Here is a 14445-nt window from a genome sequence, read left to right on the forward strand (position 1 = left end):
GATGACGAACAACTCCACAGCACCCCGGCTCGGATTCTTCACACGCCTGCTCGAAGATGCACCGGCTGACCAGCGCTATCGGTTCGCGCTCGAACAGATCCAGGCGGCCGAAACCCACGGCTTCGACTCCGCCTGGGTCGCCCAGCACCACTTCTCTGCGGCCGAAGGCGGACTGCCTTCCCCACTCGTGTTCCTCGCCCATGCCGCGGCCCAGACCTCTCGGATCAGGCTCGGCACGGCGATCATCACCCTGCCCATGGAGAACGGTGTGCGCGTGGCCGAAGACGCCGCAGTCACAGATGTGCTCTCCGGGGGACGCCTGGAGATCGGACTCGGGTCCGGTGGAAACCCGAAGTCCTTCCCGGCCTTCGGCACCAGCTTCGACGAACGCCGCGAAGTCTTCGCCGACAACCTTTCCGCATTGAAGACCCTCCTCGCCGGTCAATCCTTGGACACCGGGCACACCCTCTACCCACAGGAGGCTGGTTTGTCTGAGGGTCACGGACTCTCCGAACGCCTCTGGCAGGCCACGTTCTCCGCTGGCGGGTCCGGAGCGGCCGGTGCCGCCGGGGATGGCCTCATGCTCTCGCGCACCCAGCCCCGCCCCCAGGACAAGCCTGAGGCGAGCCTCGACGAGGTGCAGCTGCCGGTCATCGACACCTACCTCTCGAAACTGCCAGCCGGAGTCGAACCCCGCATCCTCGCCTCCCGCACCGCCGTCGTTGCCGACTCCGAGGACCTGCCTGAGCTGCGTGCCCTGACCGAGCCGGCGCTGCGGGCCGAGGCCGACCGCCTCGTCGGCTACGACACCTCGGGGCTGAGCCTCGACGAACTGCTCATCGCCACCGACACTTACCTCGGCACACCCGAACAGGTCATCGAACGCCTGTCCACGGAACGTGTGCTCTCACGGGCCACCGACGTCAGCTTCCAGGTACACTCGGTGCCGGCAACGAACGAAACGACGCTGCGGTCCATCGAACTTCTCGCCACTAAGGTGGCGCCGGCCCTGGGACTGATACTGACGACAGAACAGGCGGCCTGACATGACCGACATCATCAACACCCTCGCGGGAATCGCCGCGCATGACCCACTCGATCTCCTTCGCGATCATCGTGCACAGGCCAAGGAGAATGCGCAGCGCAGCTTCGAGGCTCTCTTGGAACCCGCCGAAACCGGCGGAATCTCCTACCGTGATCGCTACGCCGTCGCCGCCTTCACCGCTGGCCTGCTGGGCGCACCCGCCGCCGAGGAGTTCTACCGCGACCTCCTCCGTGACGAGGACGAAGTCGCTTCCTGGGCGATCGCCGAACTCCTCGACGAGGCTCTGGCCGAACTCGACTCCCGGTCATCGGTGCGCGGTCCCTATGGGGCCTTCGAATCCGCTGACCTGGCGGCAGAGAACGTTGTCGGACCGTGGTTTACAGTGGAGAAGAATTCCATCGAAGTCCTCGGTCCGCTGTTGGCCGCCGGACTAGAATTCGCGCACCTTCTGGCCCTCCATCCGCGCGACGCTCGGCCCGAACACATGGCACTGCTGCTCGACGCCGGCTGGGACGAGGACTCGATCGTCACGCTCGCACAGCTCGTATCCTTCCTCAACTTCCAGATCCGCATCAGCACAGGCCTGACTGCACTCGCCCACGCCCCGGCCGCAGCACAGGCCCCAGTCGCCGACGAGCCGCCAGAAGCGGTCAACGATGTCGGCGAGACCACCTCGGCGAGGGAACCGGCCGCTTCTTCCAAAGGAAGTGAGGCCCTGGCTCGGGTGGGCGAACGTGTCAGCGCCCACCCTGAACTCAGTCGCCCGAAACTCTTCCAGCAGTCCGGGTTGGGATGGGTGCCCTGGATCGCCCCCGTCGCCGAGGCGGACCTCTCCGATGCCCAGCGCGAGGCCCTCATCGAGGCGGGGCGGGCGAAGAACCCCTACTTCCGCCTCCTGGCCAGGGACCCGGCGGCTCTGCGGGCACGGACGCTGACCGACCTCGACATCTTCTTCAACACCACCGACGGGCTCGGTCGGGCCGAACGCGAACTCGCGGCGACCGTGGCCTCACGACTCAACGGCTGCCTGTTCTGCGCCTCGATCCACTCGGACCGGGCCACCGAGGAATCCGGGCGCCGGGACCTCATGCAGACTCTGCTCGACATGGGCATCGAAACGCCGTCCAACCTCGGCGATCCTGTCTGGGATGCAGTCGTCGACGCTTCTGTGGCGCTCACGCTCACACCTCAGACATTTGGCCCGTCGCATGTGAACGCACTACGCGAAGCCAGCCTCGAGGATGGGGACATCATCGATGTCCTAGGCTGTGCGGCGTTCTTCAACTGGGCCAATCGCCTCATGCTCTCCCTCGGCGAACCAGAGGTGCTGGCACCCGGGAAGTGACGTGACTCAGCTGCGGCGGGCCGCCCGAAGGACGACGTCGTCGATGATGTCGGGTCGACCTCCTGGACCGATGACGGACCGATGCGATTCCTCGGCTGTGATCACGGTCCAAACCGTTGGATCCAGACGCTTTGTCATAGCGGCTGCCGTGGCTGAGGCCTCGACTGGCGGGTGAGTATGGCCGTGTTCGCGGCGGTGAGCGCCCTCGCTGATGGTGCTGTGTGCTGGGGTGCTGTGCTCGTGATGGAGGTGGCCGACGATGAGCAGCGTTCCCCCCGGCGCCACCCAGTCTGCGATGCGGTCATAGAAGTCCAGCTGAGGCATTGCCGGGTGTGCATAGTGGGTGGTAACCAGGTCATATTGCATGTCTGGCTCCCATGTTGAGAGATCAGCCTGAACCCAGCGCAACTGGTCGTTCACTCCAGCGGCCGCCGCGCGGTCCTTCGCGTACCCAAGCGCCGCGTCCGCGACATCGGCCCCGGTGACGGCCCAGCCCTGTTTCGCCAACCAGATCGCTTCTGCTCCGGCACCGCAGCCGGCGTCGAACGCGGTACCTGGTTCGAGTCCGCCGACCTCGTTGATCAGGTGGGGGTTCGGATCGCCTGCGCTCATCGCGGGTGCTCGTTCACCGCTCCAGGTCTTGTCCCAGTAGTTCTTGTCGAAAGAGTGTGTCATCAGTTCGCCTTCTCTGCTTGTTTGGTCTCCAGCTCTGCCACTGCGTGGTCCAGGTCTGTGAAGGTGAGGTTGGTGTTGATGTGCTGAGCGGCGAGCGCACCCGCCGCTGCCGCACCGCTGACCTGGGCTCCGATATCGGTAGCGTTGCCAGCCACCCAGACGCCGTCGACCGCGGTCTGCCCGAAGGCCTCTGTCTCGATGAACGCACCGGCAGGATGGGCCGTGGGCTCGAGACCGATGCCTGCGAACAGTTCGGTGCGGGCAACCATCGGCGTGGCCACAACTGCAGCGTCGACGGCAACGACCTGCCCGTCGTCCAGTCGCACACCCGTGAGCTTGTCATCGGTGATCTCCAGGCTGTCGATGCCGCCGTCGATCACGGGGACGTCGAGAGCTTGAAGTCTGATCTGATCTTCCTCGGTGAGCTGCTGGTCTCCGGAGAAGAGCATCACGTGAGGGCTCCACTGCTTGAACAGAAACGCTTTGTGGACAGCCATCGGACTGGTGGCAAGGATGCCGATGCGACTGTCCCGTACCTCCCAACCGTGGCAGTAGGGGCAGTGGATGACTCCGTGCCCCCACTGTTCGCGGACGCCGGGAATCTCAGGCAGCTCGTCGACGAGGCCAGTCGCCATGAGCAAGCGTCTGCCGACGATCTCGTCTCCGCTGCCCACGGTGAGCGTGAACCTGTCGACTTCGCCGCTGACCTTCGTGACCTGGTCGTCGACGATCTCGCCGCCGTAGCTCAGAACTTCGTCTCGACCTCGGGCCAGCAGCTCCGTGGGACTGATGCCTTCATGTGCGAGCAGCCCGTGTACGCCGTCAGCCGGGGCATTGCGAGGTTGGCCGGCATCGATGACTGTCACTGTCCGGCGGGCACGTGCCAGCGTCAGCGCCGCGCTCAGTCCTGCTGCGCCAGCTCCGACGATCACGATGTCTCTGATCGCACTCTTCTTCTCTGTCATGTCTTCGTCCTCCCACGATTGTGGAGCCACCGCAACGGCGCTCCGATACTTCGATGGTGACGACACCAGGAGACAATTGCAAATGAGTTTGCCGAATGGCAAACTCATGGGTATGGATGAACACATGGACCGCACCCTTGACGCTGTCGGGCCGCGGCTGAAGCAGCTGCGGCAACGCCGCGACATCACCCTCACCGACCTCTCCGGGGAGACAGGAATTTCGATCAGCACGCTGTCCCGGCTTGAGGCCGGGCACCGCCGCCCCAACCTCGAACAGCTGCTGCCGCTGGCGCGAGCATTCGGAACCACTCTCGACGAGCTCGTCGACGCGCCGCCGACAGGGGATCCGCGCATCAATCTGCGCCCCCTGCCCACTCGCGACGGCCGAACGATCCTGCCGCTGACACGTCGCGCCGGAGGAATCCAGGCCTACAAATTCGTGCTGCCGACGGGACTGGATGAAGCGAAACCCGAGCTGCGCAGCCATGAGGGCTACGATTGGGTCTTCGTTCTCAACGGCAACCTCCGCCTTGTCATCGGCGAACACGACCTCATCCTCGAGCCCGGCGAAGCCGCCGAGTTCGACACTCGCACCCCGCACTGGTTCGGCGCCACCAGCGCAGGGCCGGTCGAGTTTCTCAGCCTCGTCGGCAAGCAGGGCGAACGAGCCCACATCCGTGCGGCACCGAAACGCCACCTCGGCGCCGAGTAGAATAGCCGCCAAGCCCACACCGAAATACGGGCGTCGCACAGAGCACCAGGTGTGAAAACCCGCAACTCGGCGCGACGCCCGTATGTCGGCGAATCTGAACGTATAGTGTCAGCCGATGTCCATGAGCGTGGACCGGATGATGAAGCGGTTGCCCGTCGGTGATTCGACGCTGAAGCCGCCTCCCCGTCCAGGAACCACATCGACGGTGAGGTGGGTGTGCTTCCAATACTCGAACTGCTCGACCGACATCCAGAAGTCGAGGCCCGCCTTCTCACTGTCATCGATGGGCAGTTCGAAGTGGCCGAGCAGAACGTCGGCGTCTGAGGTCAGGAAATCGCCTTCGGGGAAGCACATCGGCGAGGATCCGTCGCAGCAGCCACCCGATTGGTGGAACATCAGTTGGCCATGTTTGGCGACCAGTTCGCTAAGGAGGTCGACGGTGGCCTGTGTCATGGCCACTCGCGACTTCTCCTCACCATCGATGGTCGGTGTGGATTCGAGGACTGCTGTTTCGGTTGATTCACTCATCAGAAAAATCCTTGCGCGTTCTCCGAGTAGCTGACCAGCAGGTTCTTCGTCTGCTGGTAGTGGTCGAGCATCATCAGGTGGTTCTCTCGGCCGATTCCCGATGACTTGTATCCGCCGAACGCGGCATGGGCCGGGTAAGCGTGATAGTTGTTCACCCATACACGACCGGCTTGGATGTCTCGGCCGGCGCGGTAGGCGATGTTTCCGGTCCGAGCCCAGACGCCGGCACCCAGTCCGTAGAGCGTGTCGTTTGCCGTGGTGATGGCGTCGTCATAGTCCTTGAACGAGGTCAGGGCGACAACGGGACCGAAGATCTCCTCCTGGAAGATTCGCATATTGTTCGTGCCCTTGAAGATCGTCGGCTGGACGTAGAACCCTCCGGCGAGGTCGCCTTCGAGTTCGGCCTTGTCACCGCCGATGAGCACCTCGGCGCCTTCATCCTTACCGATCTGCAGGTAGGACATGATCTTCTCGTACTGATCGTTCGAGGCCTGTGCACCGACCTGGGTGTCTGTGTCGAGGGGGTTGCCCTGTTTGACGGCTCGGACCCGTTCGACGCCTGCGGCCACGAAGTCGTCGAAGATCGACTCCTGGACGAGAGCTCGTGATGGGCAGGTGCAGACTTCGCCCTGGTTGAGCGCGAACATCGCGAAGCCTTCGAGCGCCTTGTCGCGATAGCTGTCGTCAGCGGCGAGGACGTCTTCGAAGAAGATGTTCGGGGACTTTCCGCCGAGCTCCAGGGTCACCGGAATGATGTTCTGCGAGGCATACTGCATGATGAGACGACCGGTCGTGGTCTCACCGGTGAAGGCGATCTTCTTGATCCGCTTGTTCGAGGCCAGCGGCTTGCCCGCCTCGACGCCGAATCCGTTGACGATGTTGAGGACGCCGGGCGGCAACAGGTCGCCGACGAGTTCGGCAAGGATGAGGATCGATGCCGGGGTCTGCTCGGCAGGCTTGAGGACGACGCAGTTTCCTGCTGCCAGGGCCGGTGCCAACTTCCATGTGGCCATGAGGATGGGGAAGTTCCACGGAATGATCTGGCCGACAACGCCGAGCGGTTCGTGGAAATGATAGGCAACCGTATCGTCATCGATCTGGGACAGACCGCCTTCCTGTGCCCGGATCGCCGAGGCGAAATAGCGGAAGTGGTCGATGGCCAGTGGAATGTCAGCGGCCAGCGGTTCGCGGATGCCCTTGCCGTTGTCCCAGGTCTCGGCGACCGCGATCATCTCAAGATTGGCTTCCATGCGATCAGCGATCTTGAGAAGGATGTTCGAACGCTCCGTCACCGAGGTCTTGCCCCAGGCGGGTGCCGCTGCCCAGGCCGCATCGAGTGCGGTTTCGATGTCTTCGGCGGTGGAGCTGGGAATCTCTGTGAATGCCTGTCCCGTGACGGGGGTGATGTTTTCGAAGTAGTTGCCGTTCTTCGGCGGCACCCACTCCCCTCCGATGTAGTTCTCATAGCGCGGTTTGAACGTGACGAGAGAACCTTCGGTACCGGGTGCTGAGTAGACTGCCATGACACTCCTTCGTGTGAGTCCAGCCGCTCACCCGGGTCTGTATATCGACCCGACCGAGCAGATGTGTCCGTGTCTTCTCACCATAGGTCTCAGAGCGCGAGTGGACAATAGTCTGAGTGACTTCCTATCGCCGTGCAGGCTGGTGTCACGTTTACGTTAGCGGTTCTGCGCCTAGAGTGTGGTGATGACCGCACGACTGGAAAGTGCCCGAAGAATCTCTGCCGTGATCGCCGGACTTGAGGACTCGGAGGTGCGCGCGCTCGTGGCCACGGCCAAGAAGGTCGGGATCGGCATCGGCGGAACCACCCGGACGACGCACATTGATGGAGCACCTGTCTTTATCAAGCAGCTGCCGATCACCGTGGCAGAACGGGCCGACCCTCTTGCTGCCGTCAATCACAATGGGCTTCCATTCGTCTCCCACTACGGGATCGGCAGCCCCTCGCACGGGGTCGGCCGAGAACTGGCAGCTCACCAAATGACCTCGTCCTGGGTCTGCTCCGGAGCGGTGGACTTCTTTCCGCTGCTGCTCGGGTGGCGAAACATCGACCTGAAGACTGAAACCGATCTCAGCGAATTCGCCGGAGATGGCCCGCAGCATCGGTGGGGATCCTCGTGGCCTCAGGTGGCGAAGAAGCTCGCCGAGATGATGGCCGCCCGGTCGAGTATGGTGCTCTTTCTCGAATACGTTCCTGGGACTCTCGGCTCTTCGATACGCACAAGCTTGGCCGGGAACACCAGGGAGTTCGATTTCACCCATACGGTGAAACAGATCATCGAAGCCACAGCGTGGATGAAGAAGCAAGGGTTTCAGCACTTCGATGTCCACCCGGGAAATATCCTCGTCAATGAAGGCAGACTGCTGTTCACCGACTTCGGGTTGTCACTGCATCCTGATTTCGTCCTCACTCCGGACGAAGAGTCCGCAATGCCCTCACACGCAGACTTCGACCGGGACACCGCGCTGATGCACCTGTTCCACTGGGTGCTGTTCGAACTCGGCTACTCCAGCGCAGACGGACGACTGGCTCTGTTGCGTGCCGCTGCCGGAGACGGCTCTGCCTCTGAGCTTGATCCGGTTCGAGTTGCTCTAGGTTCAGGTGCCGATCTCATCGCCGACCACGCGGGCGTCGTCGTTCGCATGACGGAGATGTTCGCCCTCCTCATTCGGGATGCGTTCGGGGCGAGGTACGAGGGTGCTGAGCAGCGAGGCGACCGGTGAGTTTCATCTTCTGTTCCTCCACCACCTGATCGAGCAAACGGAGAAGATGTGGGTCTTGGTAGTTTGTTGACATGACTGGACAGCTCCCCGAAATTGAGGCTCTTACGTCCCTCACATCCGATGACGTGGATGATCTTGCTCTACTCCTCGGCCAGCTCTCGACCACAACGACATTCGACCGAGGTCGCCTGGAGGCGGTCGTCGAACATGAAGCAACTGAACTTCTCGTGGCACGCCTCGACGGGAAGATTGTTGGCACTGCAACATTCGTCGCAGTACCACTGCCAACCGGTTTACGCGGCCATGTCGAAGACGTTGTGGTCGATGCTTCCATGCGAGGAAGGGGCATTGCCAGATTGTTGCTTACAAGGATGACGACGTTGGCAACGGAACGCGAATTAAGATCACTTGACCTCACCTCGCGGTCGTCGCGCGAAGCCGCCTTACAGCTGTACCAATCGGTCGGTTTCGTGCGAAGAGACACGAACGCCTTACGCTTCACCCCTCGACATGACGACATAACGAACTGATTCCAAATTCCAAACTGATCAACTTGCGATGACAATAGCTCGATACGTGCCTCCTCACTCTAGAAATTCCTACCTGCCTTCGCCCGCTTCGGAGCCCGAACGGCCACATACAGAAGCACGTCCCGACTCTGACCACCGATCATCTGGTAACCAACCAGGAGCCTCTCACGACGGTAACCAGCGCGTTCGGCGGTGCGGATTGACGCGGCATTCCACGGTTCGATGAACAGTTCGATCCGCTGAACGCCCGGGACAGACCAAGCGAACTCAGTCAACGCGGCGAGCGCATCAGCAGCGTATCCGCGACCGCGTTCAGCTGGAGCAATCGCGTAGCCACCGCTTGCCCGACCTTCCTCGAGGCCTTTCAGCCACAGACCGCAGTGACCGACCGCGTCACCGTCAGAACGCCGCGCAATAGTGAACGAGAAGCCTGCCCCCTCTGCATGACGACCCTGCTGGCGTACGACCCACGCACCGGCCTCCGACGCGGAGGCATCGCCCGGAAGGGAGCCCGTCTGCGGAACGTAAGGATCGGTCGACAGCCGCCGGGCCATTGCACCGTCCCGCGCCTCCACTGCTCGCAGTCGAACTTGCCCAAAGGTCGGAGGGTCCGCGGGCCACGGTGGCAGCGTCATACTAACGGCATGACCATGATCAGGCAGGGCGTCGCCTCGTCCCACAGGTCGGTCTCCTCCAGCGGGATGAACCCCATCCTCTCGTAGAAGTGACGGGTGCGGTCGTAGTTGGGATCGGGGCTCGAAGCACCCAATGTCTTGACCTGCAGCAGTTGCGCGCCCCGCGCCCGCACATCGGCTGCGACCGCGCGCATCATCGCAGTGCCGACTCCGACGACCTCGCCGACGTCACTGCGCACCGTCCATGTCTCCATGGTGCGTGCATCATCGACGTACTCGGCGTTGGATTCCGGTCTGCCGAACCACTCGGGAACGCTCAGCAGCAGGCGATCCACATCGTCAGGAACCTGGTTGTCTCGGACTGCACTCCATCGTGACTGTGTCATGGCCTCCACCCTAGCGCCCACCTCGGCGCGGGGAGCCTGCCTTGATATCCTGACAAGCATGAGTGACATCGACAGTCCGACTCTCCGCCTGATTCCCTATCTCGCGGCGATCACCGTGACGATCTTCGCGACCCTCGCGTTGACCAGCGGCGGTGAGAGCAACCTGCTGATCACTCTGGTCACGGCCGCCGTCTGCTATTTCGGAACGTACTTCATCGTCCGGTTCGTCATCGCACTCATCGTCCGCAGCCGAAGCGGCGAGCGCGAAGACCCAGACCAAAGAGCGTAGCCTCTACTTCTCGTCCTGTGCGGGCACGACGACCTTGCGGATGATGATCAGTCCCGAGGCTGCCACCGGCACCGCGACCACGGCGCCGAGCACTCCGCCGAGGGTGCCGCCAGCGATGGCCGCGATGATGACCAAGGCACCTGGCACATCGACGGCCGCCTTCATGATGCGCGGGCTGAGCAGGTACGCCTCCACCTGCATGTACACGAGGTAGTAGATGCCGACGGCGATCCCCAGCCCGGGAGAGACCATGAGGCACGACCCGGTGATGATGATCGCGCCGGTGATCGGGCCGACGAGTGGGATGAGTGAGGCGAGGAACGCGATGAACGCGAGCAGCGCCGGCAGCGGGGCACCGATGATGGTGAGGAAGATCGCCGAGCACACACCATTGACGATGCCCAAGGACACCTGCCCCAGAACGTAGCGCCCGATGGATCGGGTGACCTCCTCGGTGACAGATTCGACAGTCGAACGCGAACTCGCCGCGACGAGGGAGAGCATGGCTGCCTTGATCGTCGGCATCGTCACCGCAAAGTAGATGGTGAGGATGACGACGATGACGACACCGGTGAGGAAGCTGAGGATCCCAGCTCCGATGGACACGACGCCGCCGCCCAACGACACCACGTTCTTCGGATCGGATGCCCAATCACCGAGGTTGGCGAAGATCTTGTCGAGATCGACGGCACCGGTGAATCTCTGTTCGAGGTCGGCCACCCACCCCGTGGACGCTAAGTTCGCGACGATGTCAGGAAGATCGCCGATGAACTGCTGGATCTGGCTGATGACGGCAGGAGCGATGAGCAGGACAGCACCCGCGACGACGATGAGGAACGCCAGCACCACGAGGACGACGGCCAGGGACCGGGGCAGCTTGCGCTCGACCAACCACAGCATGATCGGCTCCAGGCCGAGAGCAAGGAACAGAGCCAGGCCGATATAGATGAAAACGGTCGCCACGGACTGCAGGGCCGTGATCAACCCGAATGCGAGCCCCACTCCCAGTGTTCCAGTGAAGCCCACCCGGAATGCGCTGTTGAGAGTGAGGGATTTCCCCTGCTCTTTGGCCATGGTCCCAAGTGTAACCAGCGACCATGCACTTCAGCGCGTACACGCGTTAGGATCGAGGGCGAGACCAGGCACAATCATTCAACCGTGAAGAAAGTGGTACGTCGACGATGAGCTCCGATCCGAACAGCATCGATGTCTGGGAGGCCTTCCTCGATCCACAGGGTGACTTCTACCTGCCCGACTTCTCCGCCGTGACTCCCGCGTCGCTGATCGCCGCTGTTCGAGCAGCCACGGACTTCGCCCGGTCCGAGGTCGAGGCCATCATCGTTGATGAGAACGAGCCGACGTTCGTCTCAACCACTGTCCGTTTCGAGTCCGCGACCATTCCCATGGCGCGGATCGGTGCCGTGGTCTCCGCCGTGGAGTCGAATCATTTCCGTCCCGAACTCGCCGATGCCGTCGCCGAGGTGTGGGATCGTCTGTCCGCGGCCCGAACCCGGATCTTCCTCGACGTCGAACTCTTCCACCGCATCGAACAGGTTCCCTCCACCGATCTCAACCCCGAGGACAAACGTCAGCAGGAGCTCACAGTCGAGGAATTCGTGCGTGCGGGAGCCCGCCTCGGCGAAGAAGAACGCGAGCAGATGTCCACGATCGCGGCCGAACTCACGACCCTGGCGACCTCCTTCTCCCGGGCACTGCAGAAAGACACCCGGGATCTCGCAGTCCACCTCCGCGACGCGCAGCAGCTGGCTGGCCTCAGCGAAGACCAGATCGCGGCAGCAGCGAACCGAGCCGCTGAACGCGGCACGGACGGGTACCTGCTGACCCTGAACAACTTCACCCAGCAGCTCATCCTCGAATCTCTGGAATCCGCCGAGACTCGCAAACAGGTCTTGGACAATTCGACCTCGCGCGGCGCCAGAGGCGGCGAGGGCGACACCCGAACCCAGGTTGCCGACACCACTGCCCTGCGTGCTCTGCAGGCGAAACTGCTCGGATACCCCTCGTACTCATCGTTCGCAATCGACAATCAGACCGCCGGCGGGCCCGATGCCGCCGCTGACATCGTCTCTTCGCTCATCGCTCCAGCCAACGCCCAGCTCGCGGAGGAATTGGCCCAGGTCAAGGACCGCTACGGCCTCGACGACGTCGCCCCCGAAGACGTCAAGCACCAGATTGCGCGGTACCGGGCCGATGAATTCGACATCGACGCCGACGAGGTCGCAAAGTACTTCGAGTTCGACACGGTCCTCACCGAAGGTGTATTCCGCGCCGCCACGGGACTCTACGGCGTCACCTTCGCCCCACGTGACTCAGTCATCGGCTGGCACGAAGATGTGCGCACCTTCGAGGTCACCGATGCGAATGAACGAACCCTCGGCCTCATCCTCCTCGACCCCTACTCCCGGGACACGAAGCGCGGCGGCGCCTGGATGGGCGAGCTGGTCCCGAGTTCACGGCTGACCGGACACCTGCCCGTCGTCACACTCTCACTCAACTTGGCCAAGCCAGGTCCGGGCCGCCCGACTCTGCTCAACCCCACTGAGCTCAACACCCTCTTCCACGAATTCGGCCACGTCCTCCACGGCCTGTTCGCGAACTCGACCTACCCATCGACGGCCGGCACAGCAGTGCCGCGCGACTACGTGGAGTTCCCGTCCCAGCTCAATGAGATGTGGCGCTTCCACCCGCAGGTCCTCCCCCACTACGCCAAACACGTCGACACGGGTGAACCGATGCCCGAAACTCTGGTCACCGCACTGATCGAGAGCGAGAAGTTCGGTCAAGGCTTCAACACCACCGAGTATTTGGCAGCGGCCATGCTCGACCTGTCATGGCATTCCCTGGAAGCCGGTGAACACATCACCGACGTCCTCTCCTTCGAATCAGAGGTCCTGGCCGCCGCCGGATTCTCCACACTCGTTCCCCCGCGCTATCGCACCACGTACTTCGGCCACATCTTCGCCTCAGGCTATGCTGCCGGCTACTACTCCTACCTCTACTCGGAGGTCATCGCGGCCTGGGTCAGCGAATGGTTCGAGGCCCAGGGAGGCCTCAATCGCGAAGCAGGCGACGCCTTCCGCGAGGCGATACTGGCCCCCGGGTACTCTGTCGATCCGATGAGCGCGATCGAACGGTTCTTCGGCACCCGCCCCGACGTCGCACCCCTGCTGCGCCGCCGCGGACTGGCAGAACCGGTCAACGAATCCGCGGCCGAGGACGAAGAATCCGCCGAGGTGGTCGAGCCTTCAGCAGTCTCTGAGGTCGAGCCGAAGGAACACCGCAATCATGCGGAAGTCGCTCAGGTTCTCGAGGCGAAGGGAATCGAACCACAGATCAAGCTCTTCACCGATGCCACGCCCACGGCAGCCTCGGCGGCGGAGAAGGTCGGCGTCGAGGTCGGCGCGATCGCGAACAGCCTGATCTTCGCATCCGGCGGCGAACCGGTGCTCATCATGACCTCCGGACGCCACCGCGTGGACACTCAACACGTAGCCACGCTCATCGGAGCGGACTCTCTCGACCGGGCCGATAAGGATCTGGTGCGCACAGCGACGGGACAGGTCATCGGCGGAGTCGCACCGTGTGGTCACCCGCGGGCGATTCCCACGTATGTCGACGAGGCTCTGAAGGACTATCCTGTTCTCTGGGCTGCCGCCGGCACACCGAACTCGGTGATGCCGCTGACGTATGAGCAGCTGCTGGCGATCACCGGAGGGAAGGAAATCACTGTTGTCGAAGAAGGTGCCGAAGGCTGAGGTCTCGGATGAGCCGAGTGCTGAAAGTCCTGATGGCCTGAGCGCTGCAGGCAGATTGGCGGCCTTCGCCTCCTCCCGAGGACGCTACTACGCGGTGATTCTGGCCATATTCTCAGCGATCCTCATCATCTCCAACATCTCCGCGACGAAGGTCATCGGCTTCGGGCCCATCGTCACCGACGGCGGCGCCTTCCTGTTCCCCATCGCCTACGTCCTCGGCGATGTGATCAGCGAGGTCTACGGTTTCAAGGCCGCCCGCAAGGCCGTCATCACCGGATTCGGACTGCAGATACTGGCGACCTTCGTGTTCTGGCTCGTGCTCATCTCACCGCCGGGTCCCGGCTATGAGAACCAGGACGCCTTCGCCGCGGTCCTCGGCTTCTACCCGCGCATCGTTGCCGCGTCCCTGGTCGGATACTTCTTCGGACAGCTGCTGAACTCCTATGTGCTCGTGGCCGTGAAGAAACGGATGGGCGAGCAGAAACTCTGGGTCCGGCTGCTCACCTCGACCGGCGTCGGCGAGTTCGTCGACACGCTGCTCTTCTGCATCATCGCCTTCGCAGGCGTCATTCCCGGACTCGACTTCATCAACTACATCATCTTCGGATTCGTCTACAAGGTCGGAGTCGAAGTCATCCTCATGCCCGTCACCTACAGGGTGATCAAGCTCGTGAAGAAGCACGAACCCAGCTACGAACTGTCTGGCGAGGGCGACGGCTAGCGCTTCAAAACACAGAGCGTCTGGCTGGATCAACGCGGAGCTCGAATATGTCGTCGCTGGCGACGACATATTCAGCGTTCGCGTGGATCGGTG

The 14445-nt window shown here is 62.7% G+C and carries 15 protein-coding genes; 8 read left to right on the forward strand and 7 right to left on the reverse strand.

Annotated elements, in window-relative coordinates; all coding sequences use genetic code 11:
- Position 1 precedes the first annotated feature (1 nt).
- Together BSP239C_RS05820 and BSP239C_RS05825 are read left to right on the forward strand one after the other, a co-directional pair.
- Positions 2-1045: a putative FMN-dependent luciferase-like monooxygenase gene (locus tag BSP239C_RS05820; RefSeq protein ID WP_101570827.1), complete on the forward strand. Its 1044-nt coding sequence runs from the start codon at positions 2-4 to the stop codon at positions 1043-1045.
- Between the two features lies 1 nt (position 1046).
- Complete coding sequence (locus BSP239C_RS05825; protein ID WP_101570829.1) at positions 1047-2390, forward strand: alkylhydroperoxidase domain protein; 1344 nt, start codon at positions 1047-1049, stop codon at positions 2388-2390.
- 6 nt (positions 2391-2396) lie between these two features.
- Here the strand turns inward: BSP239C_RS05825 and BSP239C_RS05830 are convergent, their stop codons facing one another.
- Both BSP239C_RS05830 and BSP239C_RS05835 read right to left on the reverse strand, forming a co-directional pair.
- Positions 2397-3065, reverse strand: coding sequence for a cyclopropane-fatty-acyl-phospholipid synthase family protein (locus tag BSP239C_RS05830; protein WP_101570831.1), 669 nt, complete (start codon positions 3063-3065; stop codon positions 2397-2399).
- Positions 3065-4030, reverse strand: coding sequence for an NAD(P)/FAD-dependent oxidoreductase (locus tag BSP239C_RS05835; protein WP_101570833.1), 966 nt, complete (start codon positions 4028-4030; stop codon positions 3065-3067). The genes BSP239C_RS05830 and BSP239C_RS05835 overlap by 1 nt, the downstream gene beginning before the upstream one ends.
- A gap of 82 nt (positions 4031-4112) precedes the next feature.
- Between BSP239C_RS05835 and BSP239C_RS05840 the strand changes: the two genes are divergently transcribed.
- Entirely contained in the window at positions 4113-4742 is a 630-nt protein-coding gene (locus BSP239C_RS05840) for a helix-turn-helix domain-containing protein (RefSeq protein ID WP_374701019.1), read from the forward strand.
- Between the two features lie 108 nt (positions 4743-4850).
- Here the strand turns inward: BSP239C_RS05840 and BSP239C_RS05845 are convergent, their stop codons facing one another.
- Together BSP239C_RS05845 and BSP239C_RS05850 are read right to left on the reverse strand one after the other, a co-directional pair.
- A complete protein-coding gene (locus tag BSP239C_RS05845) occupies positions 4851-5270 on the reverse strand; it encodes a DUF779 domain-containing protein (RefSeq protein WP_101570839.1) in 420 nt (139 codons plus the stop codon).
- Positions 5270-6793 carry an aldehyde dehydrogenase family protein gene (locus tag BSP239C_RS05850; RefSeq protein WP_101570841.1) on the reverse strand — a complete coding sequence of 508 codons (1524 nt, stop codon included), beginning with the start codon at positions 6791-6793 and terminating at the stop codon, positions 5270-5272. Before BSP239C_RS05850 ends, BSP239C_RS05845 begins: the two co-directional genes overlap by 1 nt.
- Positions 6794-6977: 184 nt before the next feature.
- Here BSP239C_RS05850 and BSP239C_RS05855 point away from each other — a divergent pair, with 184 nt between their 5' ends.
- Positions 6978-8015 (forward strand): protein kinase domain-containing protein, encoded by a 1038-nt coding sequence (locus BSP239C_RS05855; RefSeq protein WP_101570843.1) that lies wholly within the window; start codon positions 6978-6980, stop codon positions 8013-8015.
- 71 nt (positions 8016-8086) lie between these two features.
- Positions 8087-8545, forward strand: coding sequence for a GNAT family N-acetyltransferase (locus BSP239C_RS05860; protein ID WP_101570845.1), 459 nt, complete (start codon positions 8087-8089; stop codon positions 8543-8545).
- Between the two features lie 59 nt (positions 8546-8604).
- Here the strand turns inward: BSP239C_RS05860 and BSP239C_RS05865 are convergent, their stop codons facing one another.
- Positions 8605-9180, reverse strand: a complete 576-nt coding sequence (locus BSP239C_RS05865) for a GNAT family N-acetyltransferase (protein ID WP_101570847.1) — start codon at positions 9178-9180, stop codon at positions 8605-8607.
- On the reverse strand, positions 9177-9566 hold the full coding sequence (locus BSP239C_RS05870) for an N-acetyltransferase (protein ID WP_101570849.1): 390 nt from the start codon (positions 9564-9566) through the stop codon (positions 9177-9179). Before BSP239C_RS05870 ends, BSP239C_RS05865 begins: the two co-directional genes overlap by 4 nt.
- A 58-nt stretch (positions 9567-9624) precedes the next feature.
- Here BSP239C_RS05870 and BSP239C_RS05875 point away from each other — a divergent pair, with 58 nt between their 5' ends.
- A complete protein-coding gene (locus BSP239C_RS05875) occupies positions 9625-9855 on the forward strand; it encodes a hypothetical protein (protein WP_101570851.1) in 231 nt (76 codons plus the stop codon).
- 3 nt (positions 9856-9858) lie between these two features.
- On the opposite strand, the gene BSP239C_RS05880 is transcribed toward BSP239C_RS05875, so the two are convergent.
- Positions 9859-10929, reverse strand: coding sequence for an AI-2E family transporter (locus BSP239C_RS05880; protein WP_101570854.1), 1071 nt, complete (start codon positions 10927-10929; stop codon positions 9859-9861).
- 107 nt (positions 10930-11036) lie between these two features.
- Between BSP239C_RS05880 and BSP239C_RS05885 the strand changes: the two genes are divergently transcribed.
- Both BSP239C_RS05885 and BSP239C_RS05890 read left to right on the forward strand, forming a co-directional pair.
- Positions 11037-13631, forward strand: a complete 2595-nt coding sequence (locus BSP239C_RS05885; protein WP_101570856.1) for a M3 family metallopeptidase — start codon at positions 11037-11039, stop codon at positions 13629-13631.
- Positions 13606-14352 carry a queuosine precursor transporter gene (locus tag BSP239C_RS05890; protein WP_219618847.1) on the forward strand — a complete coding sequence of 249 codons (747 nt, stop codon included), beginning with the start codon at positions 13606-13608 and terminating at the stop codon, positions 14350-14352. The genes BSP239C_RS05885 and BSP239C_RS05890 overlap by 26 nt, the downstream gene beginning before the upstream one ends.
- The last annotated feature ends 93 nt before the right edge of the window (positions 14353-14445 follow it).

This window comes from Brevibacterium sp. 239c (assembly GCF_900169365.1).
Taxonomy (GTDB): Bacteria; Actinomycetota; Actinomycetes; order Actinomycetales; family Brevibacteriaceae; genus Brevibacterium.

Bases quoted from the DNA above. Each gene is read 5' to 3' on its own strand.
- BSP239C_RS05820 (WP_101570827.1), top strand. From the start codon at position 2: ATGACGAACAACTCCACAGCACCCCGGCTCGGATTCTTCACACGCCTG.
- BSP239C_RS05825 (WP_101570829.1), top strand. From the start codon at position 1,047: ATGACCGACATCATCAACACCCTCGCGGGAATCGCCGCGCATGACCCA.
- BSP239C_RS05830 (WP_101570831.1), bottom strand. From the start codon at position 3,065: ATGACACACTCTTTCGACAAGAACTACTGGGACAAGACCTGGAGCGGT.
- BSP239C_RS05835 (WP_101570833.1), bottom strand. From the start codon at position 4,030: ATGACAGAGAAGAAGAGTGCGATCAGAGACATCGTGATCGTCGGAGCT.
- BSP239C_RS05840 (WP_374701019.1), top strand. From the start codon at position 4,113: ATGAGTTTGCCGAATGGCAAACTCATGGGTATGGATGAACACATGGAC.
- BSP239C_RS05845 (WP_101570839.1), bottom strand. From the start codon at position 5,270: ATGAGTGAATCAACCGAAACAGCAGTCCTCGAATCCACACCGACCATC.
- BSP239C_RS05850 (WP_101570841.1), bottom strand. From the start codon at position 6,793: ATGGCAGTCTACTCAGCACCCGGTACCGAAGGTTCTCTCGTCACGTTC.
- BSP239C_RS05855 (WP_101570843.1), top strand. From the start codon at position 6,978: ATGACCGCACGACTGGAAAGTGCCCGAAGAATCTCTGCCGTGATCGCC.
- BSP239C_RS05860 (WP_101570845.1), top strand. From the start codon at position 8,087: ATGACTGGACAGCTCCCCGAAATTGAGGCTCTTACGTCCCTCACATCC.
- BSP239C_RS05865 (WP_101570847.1), bottom strand. From the start codon at position 9,180: ATGACGCTGCCACCGTGGCCCGCGGACCCTCCGACCTTTGGGCAAGTT.
- BSP239C_RS05870 (WP_101570849.1), bottom strand. From the start codon at position 9,566: ATGACACAGTCACGATGGAGTGCAGTCCGAGACAACCAGGTTCCTGAC.
- BSP239C_RS05875 (WP_101570851.1), top strand. From the start codon at position 9,625: ATGAGTGACATCGACAGTCCGACTCTCCGCCTGATTCCCTATCTCGCG.
- BSP239C_RS05880 (WP_101570854.1), bottom strand. From the start codon at position 10,929: ATGGCCAAAGAGCAGGGGAAATCCCTCACTCTCAACAGCGCATTCCGG.
- BSP239C_RS05885 (WP_101570856.1), top strand. From the start codon at position 11,037: ATGAGCTCCGATCCGAACAGCATCGATGTCTGGGAGGCCTTCCTCGAT.